General features: G+C 71.2%; 21 protein-coding genes. 5 read left to right on the forward strand and 16 right to left on the reverse strand.

Features of this window, described 5'->3' with window-relative positions; genetic code table 11:
- Positions 1-13 precede the first annotated feature (13 nt).
- The 4 genes from secB to NUG20_RS20795 all read right to left on the reverse strand — a co-directional run bounded on the left by secB (position 14) and on the right by NUG20_RS20795 (position 2,037).
- Entirely contained in the window at positions 14-532 is a 519-nt protein-coding gene (secB, locus tag NUG20_RS20780) for a protein-export chaperone SecB (RefSeq protein ID WP_263396264.1), read from the reverse strand.
- Positions 533-620: 88 nt separating this feature from the next.
- A complete protein-coding gene (locus tag NUG20_RS20785; RefSeq protein ID WP_263396265.1) occupies positions 621-1,055 on the reverse strand; it encodes a rhodanese-like domain-containing protein in 435 nt (144 codons plus the stop codon).
- A gap of 53 nt (positions 1,056-1,108) precedes the next feature.
- Positions 1,109-1,528, reverse strand: coding sequence for a hypothetical protein (locus tag NUG20_RS20790; protein ID WP_263396266.1), 420 nt, complete (start codon positions 1,526-1,528; stop codon positions 1,109-1,111).
- 38 nt (positions 1,529-1,566) lie between these two features.
- Positions 1,567-2,037, reverse strand: a complete 471-nt coding sequence (locus tag NUG20_RS20795; protein WP_263396267.1) for a YiiD C-terminal domain-containing protein — start codon at positions 2,035-2,037, stop codon at positions 1,567-1,569.
- A gap of 34 nt (positions 2,038-2,071) precedes the next feature.
- On the opposite strand from NUG20_RS20795, the gene NUG20_RS20800 reads away from it, so the two are divergent.
- The 3 genes from NUG20_RS20800 (at position 2,072) to NUG20_RS20810 (ending at position 5,206) form a co-directional block, all read left to right on the forward strand.
- Positions 2,072-2,848: a uroporphyrinogen-III synthase gene (locus tag NUG20_RS20800; protein WP_263396268.1), complete on the forward strand. Its 777-nt coding sequence runs from the start codon at positions 2,072-2,074 to the stop codon at positions 2,846-2,848.
- 118 nt (positions 2,849-2,966) lie between these two features.
- Positions 2,967-3,944: a uroporphyrinogen-III C-methyltransferase gene (locus NUG20_RS20805; RefSeq protein WP_263396269.1), complete on the forward strand. Its 978-nt coding sequence runs from the start codon at positions 2,967-2,969 to the stop codon at positions 3,942-3,944.
- Positions 3,941-5,206: a heme biosynthesis protein HemY gene (locus NUG20_RS20810; protein WP_263396270.1), complete on the forward strand. Its 1,266-nt coding sequence runs from the start codon at positions 3,941-3,943 to the stop codon at positions 5,204-5,206. Before NUG20_RS20805 ends, NUG20_RS20810 begins: the two co-directional genes overlap by 4 nt.
- A gap of 145 nt (positions 5,207-5,351) precedes the next feature.
- On the opposite strand, the gene NUG20_RS20815 is transcribed toward NUG20_RS20810, so the two are convergent.
- Both NUG20_RS20815 and NUG20_RS20820 read right to left on the reverse strand, forming a co-directional pair.
- Positions 5,352-5,921 (reverse strand): YrzE family protein, encoded by a 570-nt coding sequence (locus NUG20_RS20815; protein ID WP_263396271.1) that lies wholly within the window; start codon positions 5,919-5,921, stop codon positions 5,352-5,354.
- A gap of 193 nt (positions 5,922-6,114) precedes the next feature.
- A complete protein-coding gene (locus NUG20_RS20820; protein ID WP_263396272.1) occupies positions 6,115-7,395 on the reverse strand; it encodes an acetyl-CoA C-acetyltransferase in 1,281 nt (426 codons plus the stop codon).
- Between the two features lie 104 nt (positions 7,396-7,499).
- Between NUG20_RS20820 and NUG20_RS20825 the strand changes: the two genes are divergently transcribed.
- Positions 7,500-8,387, forward strand: a complete 888-nt coding sequence (locus NUG20_RS20825) for a hypothetical protein (RefSeq protein ID WP_263396273.1) — start codon at positions 7,500-7,502, stop codon at positions 8,385-8,387.
- A gap of 520 nt (positions 8,388-8,907) precedes the next feature.
- Here the strand turns inward: NUG20_RS20825 and NUG20_RS20830 are convergent.
- The 7 genes from NUG20_RS20830 to glnA all read right to left on the reverse strand — a co-directional run bounded on the left by NUG20_RS20830 (position 8,908) and on the right by glnA (position 17,181).
- Positions 8,908-9,570, reverse strand: coding sequence for a superoxide dismutase family protein (locus NUG20_RS20830; RefSeq protein WP_263396274.1), 663 nt, complete (start codon positions 9,568-9,570; stop codon positions 8,908-8,910).
- A 71-nt stretch (positions 9,571-9,641) separates the two neighbouring features.
- The gene (locus NUG20_RS20835; protein ID WP_263396275.1) at positions 9,642-10,223 is read right to left on the reverse strand and encodes a superoxide dismutase family protein; all 582 of its coding nucleotides are present in this window, start codon (positions 10,221-10,223) and stop codon (positions 9,642-9,644) included.
- Positions 10,224-10,839: 616 nt separating this feature from the next.
- The gene (gene ntrC, locus NUG20_RS20840) at positions 10,840-12,264 is read right to left on the reverse strand and encodes a nitrogen regulation protein NR(I) (protein ID WP_263396276.1); all 1,425 of its coding nucleotides are present in this window, start codon (positions 12,262-12,264) and stop codon (positions 10,840-10,842) included.
- A 10-nt stretch (positions 12,265-12,274) separates the two neighbouring features.
- Positions 12,275-13,306 (reverse strand): two-component system sensor histidine kinase NtrB, encoded by a 1,032-nt coding sequence (locus NUG20_RS20845; RefSeq protein ID WP_263396277.1) that lies wholly within the window; start codon positions 13,304-13,306, stop codon positions 12,275-12,277.
- A 343-nt stretch (positions 13,307-13,649) separates the two neighbouring features.
- Entirely contained in the window at positions 13,650-15,086 is a 1,437-nt protein-coding gene (locus NUG20_RS20850) for an ammonium transporter (protein WP_263396278.1), read from the reverse strand.
- Positions 15,087-15,105: 19 nt separating this feature from the next.
- Positions 15,106-15,444, reverse strand: coding sequence for a P-II family nitrogen regulator (locus tag NUG20_RS20855; protein ID WP_039009092.1), 339 nt, complete (start codon positions 15,442-15,444; stop codon positions 15,106-15,108).
- Between the two features lie 327 nt (positions 15,445-15,771).
- Positions 15,772-17,181 (reverse strand): type I glutamate--ammonia ligase, encoded by a 1,410-nt coding sequence (gene glnA / locus NUG20_RS20860; protein ID WP_263396279.1) that lies wholly within the window; start codon positions 17,179-17,181, stop codon positions 15,772-15,774.
- A 221-nt stretch (positions 17,182-17,402) separates the two neighbouring features.
- Here glnA and NUG20_RS20865 point away from each other — a divergent pair, with 221 nt between their 5' ends.
- A complete protein-coding gene (locus NUG20_RS20865) occupies positions 17,403-18,194 on the forward strand; it encodes an undecaprenyl-diphosphate phosphatase (protein WP_263396280.1) in 792 nt (263 codons plus the stop codon).
- A 454-nt stretch (positions 18,195-18,648) separates the two neighbouring features.
- On the opposite strand, the gene NUG20_RS20870 is transcribed toward NUG20_RS20865, so the two are convergent.
- From NUG20_RS20870 to NUG20_RS20880, 3 genes are all read right to left on the reverse strand, one after another.
- Positions 18,649-19,257, reverse strand: a complete 609-nt coding sequence (locus tag NUG20_RS20870; protein WP_263396281.1) for a YbhB/YbcL family Raf kinase inhibitor-like protein — start codon at positions 19,255-19,257, stop codon at positions 18,649-18,651.
- A gap of 22 nt (positions 19,258-19,279) precedes the next feature.
- Positions 19,280-21,352 carry a tetratricopeptide repeat protein gene (locus tag NUG20_RS20875; RefSeq protein ID WP_263396282.1) on the reverse strand — a complete coding sequence of 691 codons (2,073 nt, stop codon included), beginning with the start codon at positions 21,350-21,352 and terminating at the stop codon, positions 19,280-19,282.
- 63 nt (positions 21,353-21,415) lie between these two features.
- Positions 21,416-22,405, reverse strand: coding sequence for a YheT family hydrolase (locus NUG20_RS20880; RefSeq protein WP_263398562.1), 990 nt, complete (start codon positions 22,403-22,405; stop codon positions 21,416-21,418).
- Positions 22,406-22,428 lie beyond the last annotated feature (23 nt).

Genomic DNA, 22,428 nt, shown 5'->3' on the forward strand with positions numbered 1-22,428 from the left:
ACGGCGGACGCGCTCAGGCGTTGCCGGCCGGCTCCGAATCGGCCAGCGACTGGCCCTCGCCCTGCTGCGCGCGCTGGCGCAGGGTCTCGGCGTACAGCGCCTCGAAGTTGATCGGCTGCAGGAAGAACGGCGGGAAGCCGCCAGCCTGGATCAGGTCGCTGACCAGCGAGCGCACGTACGGGAACAGGATGTTCGGGCACTGCGTGCCGAGCAGCACGTCCACCGCCTGCGGGTCCAGGCCGACCAGGCCGAACACGCCGGCCTGCTGCACTTCGGCCACATACGCGGTCTTGCCGGCGGCGGTGCAGGTCAGGGTCACCGCGAGCACGACTTCGAAAGCCTGCTCGTTCAGGCGCTGCACGCGCTGGTTGAGGTTGAGCTGCAGCTCCGGCTGCACGTTGTCGTTGAACACCGCCGGCGAGTTCGGCGACTCGAAGGAAACGTCCTTGACGTAGATCTTCTCGATGGTGAAAGCGGGGCCAGCCGCAGCTTCGGCCGGCGCCGCGGCGCCGTTGTTGGTGACGTCGGACATTTCTTGACTCCGGTGGATTCAGGGAACAGAAAGAATCGGGATTATCACATGCCGGCCGCGGCGCTCGGCGCCGGGCCGGGAAGCGCGATCAGCGGCCCTTGACCAGCGGCAGATCGGCCTGCTGCCAGGCGGCGATGCCGCCGTCGAGCACGTAGACCTGCTCGAAGCCGGCCTTCTTCAGCTGCTTTGCGGCGGCGTCGGCCGTGTTACCGGTGCGGCACACCAGCACCACCGGCGAGGACTTGGCGTTGGCCACCAGCTTGTGCTCGGGGCCGAACTGGCTCGGCGTGGCGTTGCGGCTGCCGGCGATGTGGCCCTTCTCGAAATCGGCCGCGGCCGACAGGTCGACCAACACCGCGTTGCCGGCGTTGATCAGCAGGGTCAGTTCGGCCGGGCGCAGCGTCTTGAAGCCGCGGAACAGGCGCATGATTTCGGTGACGATCAGGGCGATGGTCAGGCCGACCAGGGCCAGGGCCAGCATCGGGTTGCGGCCGGCGAAGGCCAGCAGTTCTTCGAAGTTCACGGGAATAGGGGGCTGGAAGCGGGCGCCGATTGTCGCACAGCTGGCCGGCGGCGCTACTGGCCGTTCCACAAGTCCGGCAGGCCGTCCAGCAGCCACCAGGTCTTGGCCTGCGCATCCCAGCGCCAGCGTTCGCGGTAGCGCACGATGCGCTCGGCCTGGGTATTGCGGTTGATCACACCCAGTTCGATGTCGCGCACCACGTCGCCGTCCTGCGCGCCGACCCGGCCGACCTTGTAGGAGGACACCTGCACCTGGCGGTAGCGTTCCAGCTGCAGGTCGGTCAGCGGATGCGCCTGCCGGTAGGCCGGATCCACCACTTCCCACGCCGATTCGAACTCGCTCCAGCGGATCGCCCCGCCGTACGCGGTCTGCAGGTTGTCGAGCTTGTTCTGCTGGCTGCGGCTGCCGGCCAGGGCGGTGCCGGCGAAGCCGAGCGCCAGCAACAGCGCCAGGGCGCGGAACATCGAGTGCATGGCGGATCCCCGGATAGGCGCGAGCGGTTGCGCGCATCCTACCCTTTCGCGATGGCGACGAAGCGTCCGCTCAGGGTCGCCGCGGCGGCGGCATCGGCCGGCCCGACCTGCGCCTGGATGCCGATCCGGGCGCGGCCGCGTTGGCGGAAGGTCTGCACGAACGCGCCCCAGTCGGCGTCCGCATCGGCGCTGGCCTGCGCGTGCAGGTCGGCGTACAGCGGCGCCAGGTAGCGCACCTGGGTGTCGGCGACGTAGACGTCGGCCTGCAGACCGGCGCGATGCAGTTCGACGTTGACCAGCGCCCAGCCGGCCAGGGTCATCACCGAGCCGAGGCTGCCGCCGAAGGCGTTGCCCTTGTCGTTGATGTTGGCGGCCAGCGGCGCGGTCAGCTGTAGCCGCTGCGCGGCGTAGCCCTGCAGCGCGACCTGCAGCGCCGCCACCGGCGGCATCGCGTCGAACTGCCGCTGCAACTGCTGCAGGAACGCATCGAAAGGAAGATCCACTGCCATGGTGCGATTTGTGCTGCCGGTGGGGGCTCGCATAATGCCTGGCATGAGCGCATATGCAACCGCGGCCTGGACCCTGATCTCGCTGCGCCCGCAGGGCGAGCACGCGACGCTGCGGCGTGCCGCGGCGCGGGTCGGCGCGCGGCTGCTGGCGGTGTCGCCATGGCGGCTGCAGGCCTGTGTCGACGATGCCGCGCGCGCGGCGCTGGCGCTGGCGCTGGCCGCGCCGCGGGTGATCTTCAGCAGCCCCGCCGCGGTGCGCGCGGCCGCGGCGCTGCAGCCGCTGGCGGCGCGGCCCGGGCAATGCTGGCTGGCGGTGGGCGCCGGGACGGCGCGTGCGCTGCAGCGCCATGGCATCGCCGAAGTCGCCACGCCTGCGCAGATGGACAGCGACGGCCTGCTCGCGCTGCCGCAACTGGCCGCCGTCGACGGTGCCGTCGGCCTGGTCACCGCGCCCGGCGGTCGCGGCCTGATCGCCGCGCAGTTGCAGGCGCGCGGCACCGTGCTGCATCGGGCCGATGTCTACCGCCGGCTGCCATTGCCGGTGTCCGCGGCATGCATCGCGCGACTGCGTAGCGCGGCGCCAGGCGTGCTGGCGCTGAGCAGCGGCGAGGCATTGCAGCTGGTGCTGCCGCAGCTTCCCGGCGACGTGTTCGCGGCCTGGCGTGCGCAGCCGCTGGTCGCGGCCAGCGCGCGACTGGCCGCGCAGGCCGCCGACCTCGGCTTCGCCGACGTCGCCCGCGCGGCCGGTCCGCTGCCGCAGCAACTGGCCACGGCCGCCGCCGTGGCCATGACGCGCTCGCCATCTCGCTGAACGCGCGCCGCCCGCCGGCTTGCGGCCGCGGTGCCGCTCACGCCATGCTCCCGCGGTGCCGCGCGTCCGGCCGTCGCCATCGTCGCGACGGAACGCAGGCCGACAAGGATTGCTGCCGATGACCGAAATCCCGTCCACGCCTCGCCGCTCCACGCGCTGGATCTGGCTGCTGCTGGTGCTGGCCATGCTGGCCGCGCTGGCGCTGGCCGGCTGGCGCGGCTGGGAATGGTGGCAGGCGCGCAACGCGCGCGTGCTGGCCGAGCAATCGGAGATCCAGCTGCAGCTGCAGGCCCTGCAGCAGAACCTGGAAACGCTGCGCCGCGACCAGCGCGCCACCGTGCAGCGGGTGCAGGACGCGGCCAGCACCAACCGCGTGCTGCGCGACGAAATGCTCGGCCTGAGCCAGCGCAGCGCGCTGCTTGAGGACAACGTGGCCAAGCTCGCCGATTCCAATCGGCATGGCGCGCAGGCGCTGCGCCTGGACGAGGTGGAACTGCTGCTGAGCCAGGGCCAGCAGCGCCTGTACGTGGCGGGCGACGCGCAGGGCGCGCGCCGCGCCTATGCGCTGGCCAGCGGCGTGCTGGAAGACGTGGACGATCCGCGCTATCTCAACCTGCGCCAGGTGTTGCTGCAGGAACGCACTGCGCTGGACGCGCTCGGCGACGGGCCGCAGGCGCGCCTGTCGGCGCAGCTGGACGCCTTCGCCGACAGCCTGGACGCGCTGCCGGAGCAGTTGCCCGAACGCGCGCAGGCGCCGCTGTGGCAGCGGCTGCTGTCGCCGCTGGTCAAGATCCGCCCCGCGCAGGGCGGGGTGCTGGCCGCGCACTCGGAGCGGGTCGCCGCGCGCGACGCGCTGCAGCTGGACCTGAGTCTGGCCCGCGCCGCAGTGGAGCGTGGCGATGCGCGCGGCTACCGCAGCGCGCTGGCCCGCGCCGGCACCTGGCTGCAACGCCTGTGGCCCGATTCGGCACCGTTGCGCGAACGCCGCGCGACCCTGCAGACCCTGCGCAACGCCGCCCTGCGCCCGGCCATTCCCGAGCTGGGCACCACCCTGCAGCAGTTGCGCGGCATGCGCGACGCAAGGAGCCAACCATGAAATCGCTACGTTCCGTGATCGTGCTGCTGGTCGTGATCGCCCTGGGCGTGATCGGTGCGCAATGGCTGGCCCAGGACAAGCTGGGCGACCTCGGCGAAGTGATCGTGCGCGCCGGCGGCAACGACTACATCTCGCCGTTGCCGCAGGCGGCACTGCTGCTGGTGATCGCCTTCCTGGCGCTGTTGCTGCTGTGGAACCTGCTCAGCTTCCCGTTCCGCGCCTGGGGCCGGCATCGCCGCAAGCAGTCGCGCGTGCGCCTGATCGAAGGCCTGACCGCGCTGCACAACGGCCAGTGGACGCGCGCCGACAAGCAGCTCGCTGCCGCCGCGGAGGATCCGGAGGTCAGCGCCGTCGCCCTGGTCGCGGCGGTGCGTGCGGCCGATGCGCGCGCCGACGCGGAGGCGGCCAACCGCTACCTGCAGCGCCTGGCCGAGCGCGACGCGAGCGCGTACGCGCTGCTGCAGGCCGAGCGCCACCTGGCCCAGCAGCGTCCGGTCGAAGCGATCAACGCGCTGGACGTGGCCGCGGCGCAGCCGTTGCCGCCGCGCGGGCTGCTGCTGCGCACCGAGGCGCTGGCCAGCATCGGCCGCGCCGGCGAGGCCTACGGGCAGCTCGGCGCGATCCGCCAGCAGCAGGCCTTGCCGCTGGAGGCAGTGGGCGCGCTGGAGGCGCGGCTGGCCGCGGCGTCGCTGCAGCAGGCGGCCGACGCCAACGAGCTGGCCGCGCGCTGGGAAAGCCTGCCCAAGTCGCTGCGCAGCGAGCCGCCCGTGGTCGCGGCCTACGCGACCCGCGCCGCCGCGCTGCACTGGGACGACGCCGCGCTGCGCAGCGTGGAACAGGCGCTGGAGACGCGCTGGGACGAAGGCCTGGCCGCGCTGTACGGGCGCCTGCCGGTGGAGAAATACGATTCGCGCCGCGCCAGCGCGCAGCGCTGGCTGCAGAGCCATCCGGACAGCCCGGGCCTGCTGCTGACCCTGGCACGGCTGGCCCGTCACCAGCAGCAGTGGCCGCAGTCGGAGGAGTTCCTGCACCGCGCGCTGGCGCTGGGCGCCGGTGCCGAGGCCTGGGAAGCGTTCGGCGATGGCTACGCCGAGGCCGGCGACATGCCGATGGCCCAGCGCTGCTACGCCAATGCACTGCGCGTGCAGCGCGGCGAGCCCGTCGAACCGCTGCCCGGCCCCGCGCCCGTGCTGCCGATCGATCCGGATCCGGCCGCTACCGAACGCCGCGACGACCACGGTTTTCCGCGCCTGCAGGAGTGAGGCAAGCGGCAACCAGACCGGCCTTTCACCGCTGCTGGCCGGTGGACGACCGGCGCCGCGGGCCTATCGGCGCGTTGCAGGCCCTGAGAGCAACACCGGAGAACGGCGCGAATTCCCCGTCAGGTACGCTGGCGAATCGCCCGGCTCAGCCCCGCAACGCGGCCGGCAGTGTCGGCAGTCGCGCCAGGAACGCCGGCGCCACGCCCTTGTAGCGCGCATAGCGCTCGTCCATGCGCCGCGGCACCAGGATGCGCGCGCCGATCATGCCGGCGATCAGCATGACCAGGAACAGGCCCGCGCCCAGCCAGATTCCGGCGTCGTCGCCGATGGCGACGCCCAGCAGCGGCCCGGCGACGAACGCAGCGGCGGTGAGCAGCACGAACCCGTTGCGCCGGCGCCGATGCGCCGCGCACAGCCCGAGCACATGGCTGCTGCGCTTGCGCGCGATCAACGCCGCGATCGCGTAGATCAACACGCTCACCACGATCAGCACGTACCAGCCCGGTGCATGCCAGTAGAACGTGCGCTTCTTCAGCTCGTCGTTGCGCAGCGCCACGCCGCACTTCACGCAGTGCGCCGGGAACGGCGTATCGCGCAGGCACATCAGATCGTCGCCGTCGCGCCACAGCGTCTCGCCGGGCAGCGGCGGCATGGTGGCGGTCTGGCTAGCGGCGTCGGGCGCCTGGTACGGATTGAAGCTGTCCTGCTGTGTCATGGCATGCGCCCCCTGCGCCCCCTGCGCGCCGTCTCGCCCGCGTCATGCAGGCGAATGGCACGCATGGTAGCGCGACGGCGGCAAAGCGCTAAGCGCGCGCCGCCGGAAGCCAGTAGGGACACGCATCAGCGCAGGGCGGCAGCGTGCACGCAACCCGCGCTCGGCGCGCCTGGCCGGCGCGCGGAATCGCCGCTCAGCGCTCGACGATCGCCACCACGCCCATACCGCCGGCGGTGCAGATCGAGATCAGCGCCCGGCCGCCGCCGCGTTCCTGCAACTGCTTGGCGACGGTGGCGACGATGCGCGCGCCGGTCGCGGCGAACGGGTGGCCGGTGGCCAGCGACGAGCCCAGCGGATTGATCTTGGCCGGGTCGATCTGGCCCAGCGGCGCGTCCAGCCCGAGCCGGTTGCGGCAGTAGTCCTCGCTTTCCCAGGCGCGCAGCGTGCACAGCACCTGCGCGGCGAAGGCCTCGTGGATCTCGTAGATGTCGAAGTCCTGCAGGCTCAGGCCGTGGCGCTTGAGCATGTCCGGCACGGCGATGGTCGGCGCCATCAGCAGGCCTTCGCCATGCACGAAGTCCACCGCCGCGACCTGCGCATCGCGCAGATAGGCCATCGGCACGTGGCCATGCGCCTGCGCCCATTCCTCCGACGCCAGCAGCACCGCGGCGGCGCCATCGGTCAGCGGGGTGGAATTGGCGGCGGTCAGGGTGCCGCGGCCGCTGCTCTTGTCGAACGCCGGCTTCAGCGTGGCCAGCTTCTCCAGCGAGGTGTCGGCGCGCAGGATGTTGTCGCGCTCCACGCCGCGGAACGGGGCGATCAGGTCGGCGAAGAAGCCGCGCTCATAGGCCGCGGCCAGCTTGTGGTGCGAGGACACCGCCCAGGCGTCCTGCGAGTCGCGCGCGATGTTCCACTGCTTGGCCATGTCCTCGCAGTGGTCGCCCATGCTCTTGCCGGTGCGCGGTTCGGCCACGCCGGGGAACTCGGGCTTGAGTTCGGCGAACTTGAAGCTGCGGGTCAGCGCGCGGATCTTGTCGCCGGTGGTCTTGGCGCGGTTGGCCGCCAGCAGCCGCGCGCGCAGCTTCTTGCCATAGACGATCGGCACCTCGGAGGTGGTGTCCGAGCCGCCGCCGATGCCCGACTCGATCTGCCCCAGCGCGATCTTGTTGGCCACGGTGATGATGCTGTCCAGGCTGGTGCCGCAGGCGCGCTGCAGGGTGATGCCGGGCGTGAGCGGCGACAGGCCGGAGGACAGCGCGGCTTCGCGGCCCAGGTTCCAGTCGCTGGAATGCTTGATCACCGCCCCCATCGCCACCTCGCCCAGCTGCTGCCCGTGCAGGCCGTAGCGCTCGACCAGCGCACCCAGCGTCCGTACCGACATGCCGAGGTTCCCGACATCCGCGTATGCCGTGTTCTGGCGGCAAAACGGAATACGGACGCCGCCGAGAATGGCGACGGGACGGGCTGCTGGCATGGGATTACCTCGCGCGAGGAGAGTCGGGGACATGACCTGCACGTTAGCGCAGGCATAATGAAGCGAGTGTAGCTTTGCGCCCGCGATGGGCCAACCGCCAAGCCATGAGCCAAGCCATTGCCAGCATCAATGCCCACGGCGTGATCGCCCTGGAACTGTCCGCCGGGCTCGCCCCGGCCCACGCCGCGCTGCCGCACGCGCTGGCCGCGGAACTGGCCGAGAAGGTCGGCCGCGACCTGGCGCAACTGGTGCCGGCGGTGCGCGACCTGGAGCTGAGCCTGGCCGGCGCGCATTTCGACCCGGCCGAGGTGCTGCGCCCGGGCTGGCCGATGCACCGGCGCCTGGACGAGCTGCGCGCGCGCGCCCCCGGTCGCGAGACCGGCCCGCGGCTGCTGGCGTTCGGCGCCGACGCCGACGGCACCGTGCCGCTGCCGTTCCAGGCCGATGCGGCGCTGCTCGGCGGTGCGCTGCGGGTGGTGCCGTTCCTGCTCAGCGGACCGGCGCAGACGCTGCAGCCGGTCGCCGAGGCGCTGGAAGACCTGCTGCTGGCGCAGGGCATGGCGCAGCCGGACACCGCGCTGCTGGCGCAGCAGGCGTTCGGCGCGCAGATCGAGCACGCGCGCTACCTGACGGTCAACGACCTGGCCGCGATGATGTCGATGCAGTACGACAACCAGGGCCTGGCGCCGCTGTGGCCGCTGATCGAGACCGCATTGCTGGCGCCGGACCAGGAAGAATGGCTGGCGAGCCCGCCCGAACCGCTGCTGCGCTACCGCGGCGGCGAGGTGCGCATGGCCCTGTTCGACCCGGCCAGCTGGTGCGCGCACTACGCCCAGGACCGCCAGGACTGCGAACGCCTGCAACGGGTCTACGAACATTACCTGGCCCGGCAGCGGCAGCTGGCCGCGGTGCTGGAAGCGCATGGCCTGCCGGTGCTGTACGTGCATTGCGAGGCCGGGCAGGACGCGAAGCAGGCGCTGCTGGCGGCGTGAGGTGGGCTTGGTCGGCAGGCGGCCGCCTGACCGGCAATGACATCCTCGGTTGCTGCTCCTACAGAAAGCTAGGGCGCCGGAGCGCTGAACGCCTTGGTTCCGCTCGTCGCGACTGAAGTCGCTCCCACAGGAGGTGCGGCGTGCAGCAGGGTTGGTGACGGGAGGACTGCGGCCGCCACCGTTTGCGAAGGACGCTTGCCCGCTTCGCAATTCGCCGCCGTCGATCGCCCGCTCCATAAGGCGTTTGCGACTTGCGTCGCGCTACTCGTTCCGGGCCGGGCGCTTGCTGACTTCGTCTGTCGCGGCTGAAGCCGCTCCTACAGAAAGCCTGCGGCGCCGGAGCCGCTGAGCTTTTGGCTCGCTCGTCGCGACTGAAGTCGCTCCCACATAGGTGCGGCGTGCCGCTGGTGGTGACGGGAGGACTGTGACCATCACCGTTCCGAAGCCGCCGTCTTGCCGGCTTCGCAACCCGCTGCCGCCGCACGCCCGCTTCCACGGGCGTGCGGCGGTTTGCGTGCGCTTACTGCGCGGCAGGCGCTGCCGGTGCGCCAGACGGGGCCGGGGCCGCCGCGTTCGCGTTGCCCTTGATCACGCCGCAGGCCAGGCGGCCGCCGGCGTTGCCGGTGGGCTGGGTCTTGTAGTCGTCCGGGTCGGCGTGGACGATCACCGCGTGGTTGAGGATGTCGAAGCCGTCGCCCTTGCCGATGTTGACGTTGTTGGACACCGGCGCGTCGATCGTGGCCTTGCCCTCGGCGTCGGCCTTCAGGTTCGGCATGTCGCCGCCGTGGTGCGGGTCGGCACTGACCTGGCCGTGCTCGGACTTGGCCGGGTTGAAGTGGCCGCCGGCGCTGCTGCCGTCGGGCGCGCTGCAGTCGCCGAACTCGTGGATGTGGAAGCCGTGCTCGCTGTTGGGCTTGAGCCCGGTGATGGTGCCAGTGACGTGCACGGCGCCGTCGACCACGTTGAAGCTGACCTCGCCGGCCACTTGGTTGCCCTGGGTCGGGCTCAGCGCGGCGCTGGCGGCGGCCTGCGCGCTGGCGGCAGGCGCAGGTTCCGCGGCCGGTGCCGGGGGGGCGGCCGGCGGCGTCGCCGCGGCCGGCGCGTCGGTTGCGGGCGCTTCGCGCTTGCAGGCGCCGAGCGCGAGGGTGGTGGCCAGGAACAGGACGGTGGGAAGGGTACGCATGGAAGTTCTCCTTGAAGGGGCCGCGCAAGGCGGACGTTCGCCGCGGAGCCAGGCCCCGGACGGGTGTGCGATCAGCGCAGCACGCGGATCACGCCGCAGGCCACGCGCGCGCCGGCGTTGCCGGCCGGTTGGCTGCGGTAATCGTCGGCATCGGCGTGCGCGACCAGCGCGCGGCCGGCGATGTCGTTGGGCGCGCCGCCGCCGAGCACCACGCCGTGCAGCAACACGTCGACTTGGGCGATGCCGTCGGCGTTGGCGCCGAGGTTGTCCATGTCGCCGGCATGGTGCGGGCCGCTGCCGGCACGGCCGTGCGGGTCGCCGAGCGGATTGAAATGGCCGCCGGCGCTGCTGGCGTCGGCCGCGCTGCAATCGCCGCGCTCGTGCACATGGAACGCGAACGGGCGGTTCGGCTGCAGGCCGCCGAGCGTGCCGGTGATGCGCACCCCGCCCGGCGCCGCCACCAGCGACAACTTGCCGCTGACCAGGCTGCCCGAGGCCGGCGCGAGCACCGCCTGCGCTTGATGCGCGGTGCCGCTGGTCGGCAGCGGCGGCGCCTTCGGCGGTGGCGGCGCCGGCGGTGCGGGCGGCGTACTGCTGCAGCCGGCCAGTATCAGCAACGCGCTTCCCACGATGGCATGCAACTTGTGACGCATCGACATTGGCTCCTGTGTGCAGCGGAAACTAGAGGTGGGGCCGTTCATAGCTCATGAAGGCTGCTTTCGCGGCAAGTCTAACCGGGGCTGCATGCGTGCCGGGATTCGGGACTCGGGACTCGGGACTCGGGACTCGGAACAGCAGAGCGCGGCAGCTGTGGGTTCGCAATGCTGCGGAGCGATCAGAGCCCAGGCATCGCGCTTTTCGGTCGCGTGACTTACCGGCAGAGCGTGGCGCTTGCCGGTGCACGAGGTGCGGAGCGATAGAACAAGAGCATCTTTCCGAATCCACATTTACAACGACGGCGGCGGCCAGATCGAGAACCTGGCGTGCTCGGTGCAGGCGCGCGCGCAGGGCAAGACCCCCGACAGCCCCAGCCGGACGCAGCTCAGCATCGACGCCGGCCTGGGCCTGCGCGGAACTCGGAAACAGCAAAACGTGGCAATTGTCGGCTTACAGGCCTACGGAGTGATCACAGCCGGGCATTGCGCTTTTCCGGTCACAGAACGCAGGATCTGCAGCGCGTGGCGGTGGCCGCTGCAGGTGTATGGCCCGATCGGAGCGAGCATCTCGCCTTCCGAGTCCCCAGTCCCGCGTCCCGAGTCCCGCCCCGGCTCAGCGCCGCCGCCGCCCCGGCCCGAGCTTGCGCGTCACCGTGTTGCGGCCCACGCCCAGGCGCGCGGCGGCTTCGGCGCGGCGGCCCTGGGTGAAGCGCAGGGCCACTTCCAGCAGTGCCTTGTCGAAGCGGTCGCGCGCTTCGGCGTGCAGGCCTTCGGCGCCGTCGGCCAGGCGCTGCTGTGCCCAGGCCGACAACTGCACGTCCCATTCCCCGCCCTCGCCGCTGCGCTCGCGGCGGCTGCCGCGCAGCAGGGCGCTGTCCACGTCGTGCGCGTCGATGACCTCGGCCGGCGCCAGCGCGGCCAGCCGCCAGCACACGTTCTCCAGCTCGCGCACGTTGCCCGGCCAGGCGTAGCCGCGCAGTGCGTCCAGCGCCGCCGGCGACAGCCGCTTGGGCGGGGTGTCGAGCTTGCGCGCGGCCATCGCCAGGAAGTTCTCGGCCAGCTGCGGCACGTCGGCGCGGCGTTCGCGCAGCGGCGGCAGCTGCAGCCGCACCACGTCCAGCCGGTGCAGCAGGTCGGCGCGGAAACGGCCCTGTTCGACCAGCGCTTCCAGGTCCTGGTGGGTGGCGGCGATCACCCGCACGTCGACCCGGATCAACTCGCGGCCGCCGACGCGGAAGAATTCGTTCTCGGCCAGCACGCGCAGCAGCCGGGTCTGCAGCGGCAGCGGCATGTCGCCGATCTCGTCCAGAAACAGGGTGCCGCCGTCGGCCTGTTCGAAGCGGCCGATATGGCGCCGCTGCGCGCCGGTGAAGGCGCCGGCCTCGTGGCCGAACAGTTCGCTTTCCAGCAATTCGGCTGGGATCGCCGCTGTGTTGAGCGCGACGAACGGTTTGCGCGCGCGCGGCGACTCGGTGTGCAGCGCGTGCGCGACCAGTTCCTTGCCGGTGCCGGTCTCGCCGTTGATCAGCACCGACAGCGGCGCCTGCGCCAGGCGGCCGATGGCGCGGAACAGCGCGCGCATCGCCGGGGTGTCGCCGATCAGTTCGGCGCTGCCCTGGCTGGGGACCGGCAGCGCGGCCTCGGCCACGCCGCCGGCCTCCGGCAACGCGCGCGCGGCCAGCGCCACCGCGTCGTCCAGGTCGAACGGCTTGGACAGGAACTCGTGCGCGCCGCCGCGGAACGCGCCGGCGGTGCTGGCCACGTCGGTATAGGCCGACATCACGATCACCGGCAGCTGCGGGTGCGCGGCCTTGAGCTTGTCCAGCAGCACCAGGCCGTCGTCGCCGGGCATGCGCACGTCGGTGAACAGCAGGTCCGGCAGCGGCCGCTGCGCCAGCGCCTGCAGCGCCGAGGCGGCACTGTCGAAGCCGTCCACGCTGTAGCCGGCGTCGCGCAACGCGGTGGACAGCACGAAGCGGACCGAGCGGTCGTCGTCGACCACCCAGATGCGTTGCGATCCTTCCAGGGATTCGGTCATCGGACTGCTCCTATTCGGGGTCCGCTGCGGCCTGCGGCAGCAGCAGGGTGAAGACGGTATGCCCGGGGCGGGAGCGGAAGGTCAGCGAACCGGCGTGCTCGCGCGCCACCTGCTGCGCCAGCGCCAGGCCCAGGCCGCTGCCTTCGGCGCGGCCGCTGACCAGCGGCAGGAACAGGTGCTCGGCCAGTTCTTCGGGCACGCCGCGGCCGTCGTCGACGATCTCCAGGCGCACGCCGCGCGCATGCACGCGGTCGCGGATGCGCTGGGCGTGCTCGACGCGGGTGCGCAGGGTGACCTGCGCGGCACCGGCCTGGATCGCGTTGCGGACCAGGTTCCACACCGCCTGGGTCAGGCGGTCGGCGTCGCCGAGGAATTCGGGGATGCTGGGGTCGTAGTCGCGCTGCAGGCGCACCGACCAGCCGCCCTCGTTCTCGGCCAGGCGCAGCACCCGTTCCAGCACCGCGTGAATGTTGAGCATGGCGTGCGGCCGTGCCGGCGCCGGCGACAGCAGCTGGTCGAGCAGGCTGTTGAGACGCTCGATCTCCGCGCCGATCAGCTCGATCAGCTCGCGTTCGTCCTCGTCGCGGTGCTGCGCGCGCCGCGCCAGCAGCTGCGCGGCGCCCTTGAGCCCGGCCAGCGGATTGCGCAATTCGTGGGCCAGGCCCTTGAGCGCCGCGCCCAGCGCATTGGGCAGCGCCTGGGCCGGGTCCAGGGTGGGGAATTCGTCGACCGGGTGCGCTTCCAGCAGCCAACCGCCGTCGTCCATCCGCGCCAGCCAGCCTTCGGCGAAGCGCGGGGTCTCGCCGGGAATGGCCAGCGCCATGCGGTGCAGGCGCAGCACGTCGCGCTCGTCGTTGCGCAGGAACCGCGCCAGCGCGTCGCCCTGCACTTCCAGCGAGGCCAGCGGCTGGTCGAGCAGGCGCCGCACGCTGACCCCGAGCCAGCGCGCGAAGGCCGGATTGGCGCCGAGCAGGCGGCCGTCGGCGTCTGCCCAGACCACCGGGGTGCCGAGCACGTCGATCGGAGGTGGAGGCGCGGTCATGGACATTGCACCAATGTAGTGCAAAGGCGGCCGGAAGGCGCTGAACGCCTGGCAGTCCGGGGCACCGGCTGGAACCGGCCGGCGACGCGGGCCGCCGCCGAGGCGGTGCCTGTCGCTGCCGTCGCTGCAGGCGGGCACGTGGCGCCGCGGGCAACGGGGAAAGAAATGAGTGGGGGTCTGGCGAGGCTAGCGGCCACGCGGAATACCTCGATCGCTGGAAGAACTGCCGTCGTTCCGCCCCATGGAGCGCCGGCGATGGCCTCTGGCCGCCAGGACCGGTCGCGACCGGTCGCAGGCGGATTGCCGCAGCGGCCCGCGACGCGTGGTCGCGGGCCGGTCTTGCTCAGGACTCGTACGCGGACTCGCCGTGCGAGGTGATGTCCAGACCCTCGCGCTCGGCTTCTTCCGGCACGCGCAGGCCGAACACCAGCTTGGCGACCAGGAAGCCGACCACCGACACCACGCCGATCCACACCAGGGTGATCAGCACGCCTTCGGCCTGGATCAGCACCTGATGGCCGATGCTGTAGTCGCCGCCCTTCTGGCCGCCCAGCGAGGCGGCGGAGAACACGCCGGTCAGGATCGCGCCGATGATGCCGCCCAGGCCATGCACGCCGAACACGTCCAGGCTGTCGTCGGCGCCGAGCAGGCGCTTGAGGCCGGTGACGCCCCACACGCACAGCACGCCAGCGGCCAGGCCGATGGCGATCGCGCCGAACGGGCCGACGGTGCCGCAGGCCGGGGTGATGCCGACCAGGCCGGCGACCATGCCCGAGGCCACGCCCAGCGCCGAGGACTTGCCCTTGATGATCTTCTCGGTCAGCGACCAGCCCAGGATCGCCGCGGCGGTGGCCAGCAGCGTGTTGAGGAAGGCCAGCGCCGCGCCGGCGTTGGCTTCCAGGTTGGAGCCGGCGTTGAAGCCGAACCAGCCCACCCACAGCAGCGAGGCGCCGACGAAGGTCAGGGTCACGTTGTGCGGCTTGATCGCCTCGCGGCCGAAGCCGGTGCGCTTGCCGACGAAGTAGGCGCCGACCAGGCCGGCGATACCGGCGTTGATGTGCACCACCGTGCCGCCGGCGAAGTCCAGCGCGCCCTTGTCGAACAGGTAGCCGCCGGTGGCCCAGACCATGTGCGCCAGCGGCAGGTAGCCGAAGGTGAACCAGATCACCGAGAACAGCAGCACCGCGCCGAACTTCACCCGCTCGGCGAAGGCGCCGACGATCAGCGCGCCGGTGATGCCGGCGAAGGTCAGCTGGAAGACGACGAACACGTACTCCGGCAGGCTCACACCCTTGGTGAAGGTGGCCGCAAGCGTTTCGATCGTCACGCCCTTCAGCAGCGCCTTGTCGAGGTTGCCGATCCACGGGCCTTCGCCGGAGAACGCCAGGCTGTAGCCGTAGACCACCCACAGCACCGCGATCAGCGAGAACACCACCGCGACCTGGATCAGCACCGACAGCACGTTCTTGGCGCGCACCATGCCGCCGTAGAACAGCGCCAGGCCCGGCACCACCATCAGCAGCACCAGCAGCGTGGAGGTCAGCATCCAGGCCACGTCGCCCTTGTCCACGGTCGGCGCCGCTTCGGCAGGCGCGGCCGCGGCGGCCGGCGGCGCCGGCGGCGTCAGTTGTTCGGTGACCACGTCCGGCGTCGGCACCGGCGTCACTTCGGCCTGGGCGAAGGCCGTGCCCGGCACGCCGATGGCCATCGCGCTGAACAGCATCAGCATGCATACCGCGTAGAACCGGGCCTTCCACCCGGAGAAAAGACCTGTCTTCATGAACGGCTCCAGGGTGGGGTTAGAGCGCATCTGCGCCGATCTCGCCGGTGCGGATCCGGATGACCTGTTCGATCGCGGTGACGAAGATCTTGCCGTCGCCGATCTTGCCGGTCCCGGCGGCGGTCTGGATCGCCTCGACCACGGCCTCCAGGCGCTCGTCGGTCACCACGGTCTCGATCTTGATCTTGGGCAGGAAGTCGACGACGTACTCGGCACCGCGATACAGCTCGGTGTGTCCCTTCTGCCGACCGAAGCCCTTGACCTCGGTGACGGTGATGCCGGACACGCCCGCCTGCGACAAGGCCTCGCGGACCTCGTCGAGCTTGAACGGCCGGATGATGGCGGTGATCAGTTTCATGCGCATACCCCGTTGGTGGAAGGAGCCGGCTGCCGAACCCCGGCCGGCGGTTTGCATGTCATCGGCGCCGCGAACGGCGCCGTCCTGCTGCGCGGTGCGTCCCGCGGATCACGCCGTGGCGCGGCGCACGAGAGTGCGACGGCAACGGCGACGTGGGAGGGAGCGTGGCCCACGGCACGCAAGCGCTGTCTTTCGTGGTGCATCCCCCGGAAAACCGGCTGTTGCGACTGCTTCTGGCGCGGACCACCGGCACGGCTCCCCAGCCGAGTAGGTGGCGGCGATGACGAAGGAGGGAGGGGTAACCTTCGCCATCGCCGCGCGTGGAACTCAGTTGGCGTAGTACAGCTGGTATTCCAGCGGGTGCGTTGCGGCGCGGAACTTGGTCACTTCCTGCATCTTCAGCGCGATGTAGCCGTCGATGAAGTCGTCGCTGAACACGCCGCCGGCCTTGAGGAACTCGCGGTCGGCGTCGAGCGCTTCCAGCGCCTGGTCGAGGCTGGAGCACACCTGCGGGATCTGCTTCTCTTCTTCCGGCGGCAGGTCGTACAGGTCCTTGTCGCTGGGCGCGCCCGGGTCGATCTGGTTCTTGATGCCGTCCAGGCCGGCCATCATCAGCGCGGCGAAGGTCAGGTAGCCGGACTGCAGCGGATCCGGGAAGCGGATCTCGATGCGGCGCGCCTTCGGGTTGGACACCCACGGAATGCGGCACGAGGCCGAGCGGTTGCGCGCCGAGTAGGCCAGCATCACCGGCGCCTCGAAGCCCGGGACCAGGCGCTTGTAGCTGTTGGTGCCGGAGTTGGTGAAGGCGTTGATCGCCTTGGCGTGCTTGAAGATGCCGCCGATGTACCACAGCGCCATCTGCGACAGGCCGCCGTAGCCGTCGCCGGAGAACAGATTGGTGCCGCCCTTGGCCAGCGACTGGTGCACGTGCATGCCCGAGCCGTTGTCGCCGACGATCGGCTTGGGCATGAAGGTCGCGGTCTTGCCGTTGCGGTAGGCCACGTTCTTGATGATGTACTTCATCATCATCAGCTCGTCGGCCTTCTTCACCAGCGAGTTGAACTTGGTGCCGATCTCGCACTGGCCGGCGGTGGCCACCTCGTGGTGGTGCACCTCGACCTCGATGCCGACCTGCTCCAGGGTCTTGCACATTTCCGCGCGCAGGTCCTGCAGCGAGTCGGTCGGCGGCACCGGGAAGTAGCCGCCCTTGACCGCCGGACGGTAGCCGCTGTTGCCGCCTTCGATCTTGCTGCCGCTGCTCCAGGCCGCTTCTTCCGAATCGATCTTGAAGAAGGTGTGGCCCATCTCGTTGCCGAAACGCACGCCGTCGAAGATGAAGAATTCCGGCTCCGGGCCGAAGAACGCCTGGTCGGCGATGCCGCTGGACTTCAGGTAGGCCTCGGCGCGCTTGGCCACGCCGCGCGGGTCGCGGTCGTAGCTCTGCATGGTGGCCGGGTCGAGGATGTCGCAGGTCAGGACCAGGGTCGGATCGGCCATGAACGGATCGATGAATGCGGTGTCGGCGTCGGGCAGCAGGACCATGTCCGACTCGTTGATGCCCTTCCAACCCGAGATCGAGCTGCCGTCGAACATCTTGCCTTCTTCGAACAGCGCCGGCTCGATGATGCTCACGGGGAAGGTCACGTGCTGCTGCACGCCGCGCATATCGACGAACCGCAGGTCGACGAACTCGACCTTGTTGTCCTTGACCAGCTTCTCAATATTTTCCGCAGACATCGATGAAACCTCGGGTTGGTGAATGACTTGGCCCAGTGACAGCAATCGCCGTGCCAACTGTGACGGATTCACAAGTCCTTGATTTTGGTGAAGGGCGCACGCCAACAGGGCGGTGATCGCGCACCAAATGTGTGCATTGACTGTTTGACGCACTTAAATGGTGCATCAATCAATGCTCTATCCTTGCCCGGCTCCCCTCCCCCACGAGCCGAACTTCCCCCATGAGCGACATGTTCTCCGCCCTGCTGCTGGGCATCATCGAAGGCCTGACCGAGTTCCTGCCGATCTCCAGCACCGGCCACCTGCTGATCGCCGAGCAATGGCTGGGCCGCCGTTCCGACTTCTTCAACATCGTGATCCAGGCCGGCGCGATCCTGGCCACGACCCTGGTGTTCCGGCAGCGGCTGTGGACGCTGGCCACCGGGCTCGGCGACCGTGCCAACCGCGACTACGTGCTCAAGCTGGGCACCGCGTTCCTGGTCACCGCGGTGGTCGGCCTGGCGGTGCGCAAGGCCGGCTGGCAGCTGCCGGAAACCGTGCAGCCGGTGGCCTGGGCGCTGGTGATCGGCGGCGTTTGGATGCTGGTGGCCGAGCATTTCGCCGCACGCATGCCCGAGCGCGAACTGGTGACCTGGAAGGTGGCCATCGCGGTGGGCCTGGCGCAGGTGCTGGCCGGCGTGTTCCCCGGCACCTCGCGCTCGGCCGCGACGATCTTCCTGGCGATGCTGCTGGGCCTGAGCAAGCGCTCGGCCGCGGCCGACTTCGCGTTCCTGGTCGGCATCCCGACCATGTTCGCGGCCAGCGGCTATTCGTTCCTGGAGCTGTACAAGGACGGCGCGATCGGCAGCGAGGACTGGGGCGACGTGGCCATCGCCTTCGCCGCCGCGGTGGCGACCGGCTTCGTCGTGGTGAAGTGGCTGCTGGGCTACATCAAGTCGCACCGTTTCACCGCCTTCGCGGTGTACCGCATCGTGCTGGGCGCGGCGCTGCTGCTGTGGTTGCCGGCAGCTTGAGGGGTGTCCCCTTCTCCCATCGGGAGAAGGTGGCCCGCAGGGCCGGATGAGGGTATGGGCGCAGCCTCGTGCACCCAGATCAGCGAGACGCTTCACGCCGACCCTCACCCCAACCCCTCTCCCGACGGGAGAGGGGCTAGGCTGTTCCTTCTCCCACCGGGACCATGGCCCCCTTTTCGGGAGAAGGTGGCGCGCAGCGCCGGATGAGGGTACGGGCACAGCCTCGCGCACCCAACTCCACGAGACGCTTCGCGCCGGACCCTCACCCCAACCCCTCTCCCGAGGGGAGAGGGGCTAGGTAGCTCCTTCTCCCAGTGGGACCATGGCCCCCTTTTCGGGGGAAGGTGGCGCGCAGCGCCGGATGAGGGTTCGGGCGCAGCCTCGTGCACTCAAACTCCACGAGACGCTTCGCGCCGGACCCTCACCCCAACCCCTCTCCCGAGGGGAGAGGGGCTTAAAGCTTGGGATTCAGGCTGTACGTGCCGTAGAGGCTGGCCTCGGCCAGCACATGGCCTTGCATCGCGCGCAGCGCGTCGCCGGCGGTGAAGCGCGGCGGCAGGTCCAGCGTGGCCACGTCCAGCGCGAACAGGCGGAAGAAGTAGCGGTGCATGCGCAGGTCGTTGGCCGGCGGGTAAGGGCCGTCGTAACCGTAGTAGTCCCCACCCATCTCGGCATGGCCGGCGAACCAGTCGGTGTAGCTGTTCAGGCCCTGCCGCGCGCCGGGCAGGCCGGGCGGTTGCCGCTTGCCCTGGGCGACGATGCCGTCGCTGGCGCTGCCTTCGGCGATCTCGCGGACCTCGGCCGGAATCTCAACCGCAGCCCAATGCACGAAATTGGTGCGTGGCTGCTCGACCGGGATCTGCACGTCGTCGCGGCCGACCATCTCGGCCACGGTCGGCACGTCCGGATCGATGCACAGCAGCGCGAACGAGGCGGTGCCTGGCGGGACCTCGTCCCACGCCAGGTGCGGGTTGCGATTGGCGGCGAAGCCGTCGGCCTGGCCCATCGCGTAGGTCGCGGCGATCGGCTGGCCGGGCTGGATGCTGTCACTGCGAAGGCGCATGCGAAAAACTCCAGTGGGGGAATCAGCTTTCAGCGTACCCAAGGCGCACCGCGACCGGGGTGAGCAGCGCGAACGCGGGCGCCAGCGGCGCGGCGTAGGCGCGCCAGTGGCCGGCCGGCAGGCGCGGCGGGCCGAGCGTGGGCACGCTCGGGAACGGGATGCCGAAGGCCTGCTCCAGCGCCGCCGCCACCGCCGCCGGATCGGCCTCGATCCCGTCCAGGCGCAGCAGCCGGTGCGGATACAGGTCCTGCTCGTGCAGTTCGGCGACCTGGGTCAGCACCGACGCCAGCCACTGCGCGCCGGTCTCCGGCGAGGCCAGTCCCAGCGGCGTCGGCGCGCCGTTGGCCAGCCAGTCCAGCAGCATGTCGCGCGGATCGCGCAGCGCGATCAGCAGTCGCCCTTCCGGCAGCTGCGGGCGCAGCGCGCGCAGCAGCGCGTTGTCCCACCACAGCAGCCAGTCGACGATGTTGCCGTCGTCGATGCCGCGCGCCGGCAGCTGCGCGCGCCACTCGGCGATCAGCGCCGCGCCGTCGAGTTCGCCGCTGTCGAGCTGCGGGATGGTGCGGTAGCGCTGGAAGCCATCGGTCGGCGGCTGCGCGCCGAAGCGGTCGCTGCGCAGCACCTGGCTGGCCGCGCCCATCACCGCGATCAGCCGCTCCACGCCGCTGCCCGGCGCGCCCCAGACGAACAGCGGGCGGGCGCGCAGCTGCGGATCGACCTCGGCCAGCGCCGGCCATTGCGCCGGGGCCTGGCCCAGCGGCGGCAGCGGCAGCAGGTGCGGCAGCTGCACCTGCTGGAACGCCAGCCAGGTCGCCAGCGCTTCGGCCGGGCGCCCGGCGGCGTCCTGCACCGCCGCCAGCCACGGCTGGACCCGGCTCTGCTCGTTCTCGGGCAGGCGCAGCATCAGGCCGCGCACGTGGCCGATCGCCGCGTCGTGCTCGCCGCGCTCCAGCAGCGCCTCGACCAGGCGCTGCTCGCCGCTGATGCGGCCCGGTTCCATCGCCACGATGCGCTGCGCCACCGCTTCGGCCTGCTCGCTTTCGCCGGCCATGTCGTGCACCCGCAGTTGCGCTTCCAGGGCCGGCACATGGGTCGGCATCGCCGCCTGCCAGCGCGCGATCAGCGCGCGCGCCTCGGCGCCGCCGACCGGCTCCAGCGCCAGCCGCGCCAGCCACAGTTCGTGCGCGTCGGTGGTGGTGGCCAGCGCCGCCTCCAGGGTGGCGCGGGCATCGTCGACCGCGCCCAGCCGCTGCCAGGCGATCAGCGCCGCGTGCAGGGTGCGGCGGTCGGCCGGCGCGGCGCCCAGCGCGCGCCGCAGGTGCTCCAGCGCGTCGGCCGGGCGCCCGGCCTGCAGCGCGTATTCGCCGGCCAGCCGGCGCATGCCGGCGGTGTCGCTGACCGGGTCGGCCAGCACCGCATCCAGCGCCGCGATCGCATCGTCGAGACGGCCCTGGCGGTGCGCCAGCTGTGCGACCAGCGCCATCAGCGCACTGGTGCCGCTGGTCAGCGCGGCGACGCGGCGGAACGCGGTCTCGGCGAAGGCCAGGTGCTGCTTTTCCAGGTAGGCGAAGCCCAGCGCGTACAGCAGCCGCGGATCGTCGGGCAGCGCCTTGCTCGCGCGCGACAGCAGCGCCAGCGCGCGATCGGCGTCGCCGCGGCGCAGCGCCAGCATGCCGTCCAGGCCCAGCAACTGCGGATGCTCCGGGTCCAGCCGCGCGGCGGTGCGGCTGAGCCGCTCCACTTCGTCCAGGTCGCCGCGGCCCAGCGCCAGGTGGGCGCGCATCACGTAGGCCAGGAACTGGTTGGGATCCAGCGCGGCCGTGCGCGCCAGCGCGTCCTCGGCCTGGGCCAGGTCGTTGGCGCTGAGCAGCATGCCGGCGCGCAGCAGGTGCAGGCCGGCCTCTTCCGGCGCCAGCGCGATGGCCTGGTCGATGCTGGCCAGCGCGGCGGCGGTGGCGCCGTTCTGCTGCTGCGCCAGCGCCAGCCAGCGGTGCGCCTGCGCGTCGCTGGCGGCGTCGGCCACCCAGGCCTGGGCGATGCGCAACGCGTCGGCGTTGGCCTGGCGGCGCAGGGCGTCGAGAATTTGCTCTTGCATGAGGGTCCGGCTCGGGGCAAACCGGCATTGTAGCGGGACCACCCGGGCCTGCCCGCGCCAGGATCAGGCGGGCAGGCCGTCGATCAGGCGCTCGGCCACCCAGCGTTCGGCGAACCCGTCGCCGCGCGCGTTCTCGATGAAGCCGCAATGCCCGCCCCAGCGCGCGATCTCCAGCCGCGCCGGCGGCGGCAGGCGCCAGCTGCGGAAATCGTCCAGCGGGATCACCGGGTCGTCCTCGGCCATCAGGATGTCGGCCGGCACGCGCAGGCCCTGCAGGCGTTCGCCGGCGATCGAATAGCTGTCGAAGTAGGCGTCGAGGCTGGCGAAGCCGGCGTGGCGCTGCGCCAGCCAGCCCATCAGCTCGCGCATGTCCAGCGCCAGCGTGGCGTCGTCGTAGCCGTGCCGCTCGGGGAACAGTTCGCGCTTGCGCAGCAGCGATTCGCGCCACTTGCGGCGGAAGTACCAGTCGTAGAACTGCGGGCCGTTCTCGATCCGCTGCATGGTCTTGGCCGGGTCCAGCAGCGGGCACACCGCCGCCACGCGCTGCAGCGGCAGGCCGGCGGCCGGCGCGCGCAGCGCCAGGCGCAGCGCGAAATTGCCGCCCAGCGAATAGCCGGCGGCCAGCAGCGTCGGCGCCGGGAAGCGCCGCCACAGGTCGCCGGCGGCATTGACCACTTCGTCCAGGCGGTCGGAATGGAACAGGTCGACGTTGAGGTGGTGGGTGCCGCCGTGGTCGCGGAAGTTCAGCCGGAACACCTGGTAACCGCGCGCCAGCAGCTGCGCGGCGGTCAGGCGCATGTAGCTGGAGTCGGCGCTGCCTTCCCAGCCGTGCAGCAGCAGCACGGTGCCGCGCGGCTCCACGCCGGCCGGCACGCTCAGCCAGCCCTGCAGGCGCACGCCGTCGCCGCCGTCGAGGATGTGCGAGGTGGTGGTCGCGCCGCTGGCGGCCAGCAATTGTTCGCCGCGGCGCACGCGCAGCGCGCTGGAGCCCAGCACCGATTGCAGGTGCGGGTTGCGCAGCCAACGCGGGGGGAGGTAGTCGGCGGCATTCATCATCGGCAGCGAGCTTGCGCCGG

The organism is Xanthomonas sp. CFBP 8443, assembly GCF_025666195.1.
GTDB lineage: Bacteria > Pseudomonadota > Gammaproteobacteria > Xanthomonadales > Xanthomonadaceae > Xanthomonas_A.

Excerpts from the sequence above, each read along its gene's own strand:
- secB (WP_263396264.1), bottom strand. The coding sequence starts at position 532 with ATGTCCGACGTCACCAACAACGGCGCCGCGGCGCCGGCCGAAGCTGCG.
- NUG20_RS20790 (WP_263396266.1), bottom strand. The coding sequence starts at position 1,528 with ATGCACTCGATGTTCCGCGCCCTGGCGCTGTTGCTGGCGCTCGGCTTC.
- NUG20_RS20795 (WP_263396267.1), bottom strand. The coding sequence starts at position 2,037 with ATGGCAGTGGATCTTCCTTTCGATGCGTTCCTGCAGCAGTTGCAGCGG.
- NUG20_RS20800 (WP_263396268.1), top strand. The coding sequence starts at position 2,072 with ATGCCTGGCATGAGCGCATATGCAACCGCGGCCTGGACCCTGATCTCG.
- NUG20_RS20805 (WP_263396269.1), top strand. The coding sequence starts at position 2,967 with ATGACCGAAATCCCGTCCACGCCTCGCCGCTCCACGCGCTGGATCTGG.
- NUG20_RS20810 (WP_263396270.1), top strand. The coding sequence starts at position 3,941 with ATGAAATCGCTACGTTCCGTGATCGTGCTGCTGGTCGTGATCGCCCTG.
- NUG20_RS20815 (WP_263396271.1), bottom strand. The coding sequence starts at position 5,921 with ATGACACAGCAGGACAGCTTCAATCCGTACCAGGCGCCCGACGCCGCT.
- NUG20_RS20820 (WP_263396272.1), bottom strand. The coding sequence starts at position 7,395 with ATGCCAGCAGCCCGTCCCGTCGCCATTCTCGGCGGCGTCCGTATTCCG.
- NUG20_RS20825 (WP_263396273.1), top strand. The coding sequence starts at position 7,500 with ATGAGCCAAGCCATTGCCAGCATCAATGCCCACGGCGTGATCGCCCTG.
- NUG20_RS20830 (WP_263396274.1), bottom strand. The coding sequence starts at position 9,570 with ATGCGTACCCTTCCCACCGTCCTGTTCCTGGCCACCACCCTCGCGCTC.
- NUG20_RS20835 (WP_263396275.1), bottom strand. The coding sequence starts at position 10,223 with ATGCGTCACAAGTTGCATGCCATCGTGGGAAGCGCGTTGCTGATACTG.
- ntrC (WP_263396276.1), bottom strand. The coding sequence starts at position 12,264 with ATGACCGAATCCCTGGAAGGATCGCAACGCATCTGGGTGGTCGACGAC.
- NUG20_RS20845 (WP_263396277.1), bottom strand. The coding sequence starts at position 13,306 with ATGACCGCGCCTCCACCTCCGATCGACGTGCTCGGCACCCCGGTGGTC.
- NUG20_RS20850 (WP_263396278.1), bottom strand. The coding sequence starts at position 15,086 with ATGAAGACAGGTCTTTTCTCCGGGTGGAAGGCCCGGTTCTACGCGGTA.
- NUG20_RS20855 (WP_039009092.1), bottom strand. The coding sequence starts at position 15,444 with ATGAAACTGATCACCGCCATCATCCGGCCGTTCAAGCTCGACGAGGTC.
- glnA (WP_263396279.1), bottom strand. The coding sequence starts at position 17,181 with ATGTCTGCGGAAAATATTGAGAAGCTGGTCAAGGACAACAAGGTCGAG.
- NUG20_RS20865 (WP_263396280.1), top strand. The coding sequence starts at position 17,403 with ATGAGCGACATGTTCTCCGCCCTGCTGCTGGGCATCATCGAAGGCCTG.
- NUG20_RS20870 (WP_263396281.1), bottom strand. The coding sequence starts at position 19,257 with ATGCGCCTTCGCAGTGACAGCATCCAGCCCGGCCAGCCGATCGCCGCG.
- NUG20_RS20875 (WP_263396282.1), bottom strand. The coding sequence starts at position 21,352 with ATGCAAGAGCAAATTCTCGACGCCCTGCGCCGCCAGGCCAACGCCGAC.
- NUG20_RS20880 (WP_263398562.1), bottom strand. The coding sequence starts at position 22,405 with ATGAATGCCGCCGACTACCTCCCCCCGCGTTGGCTGCGCAACCCGCAC.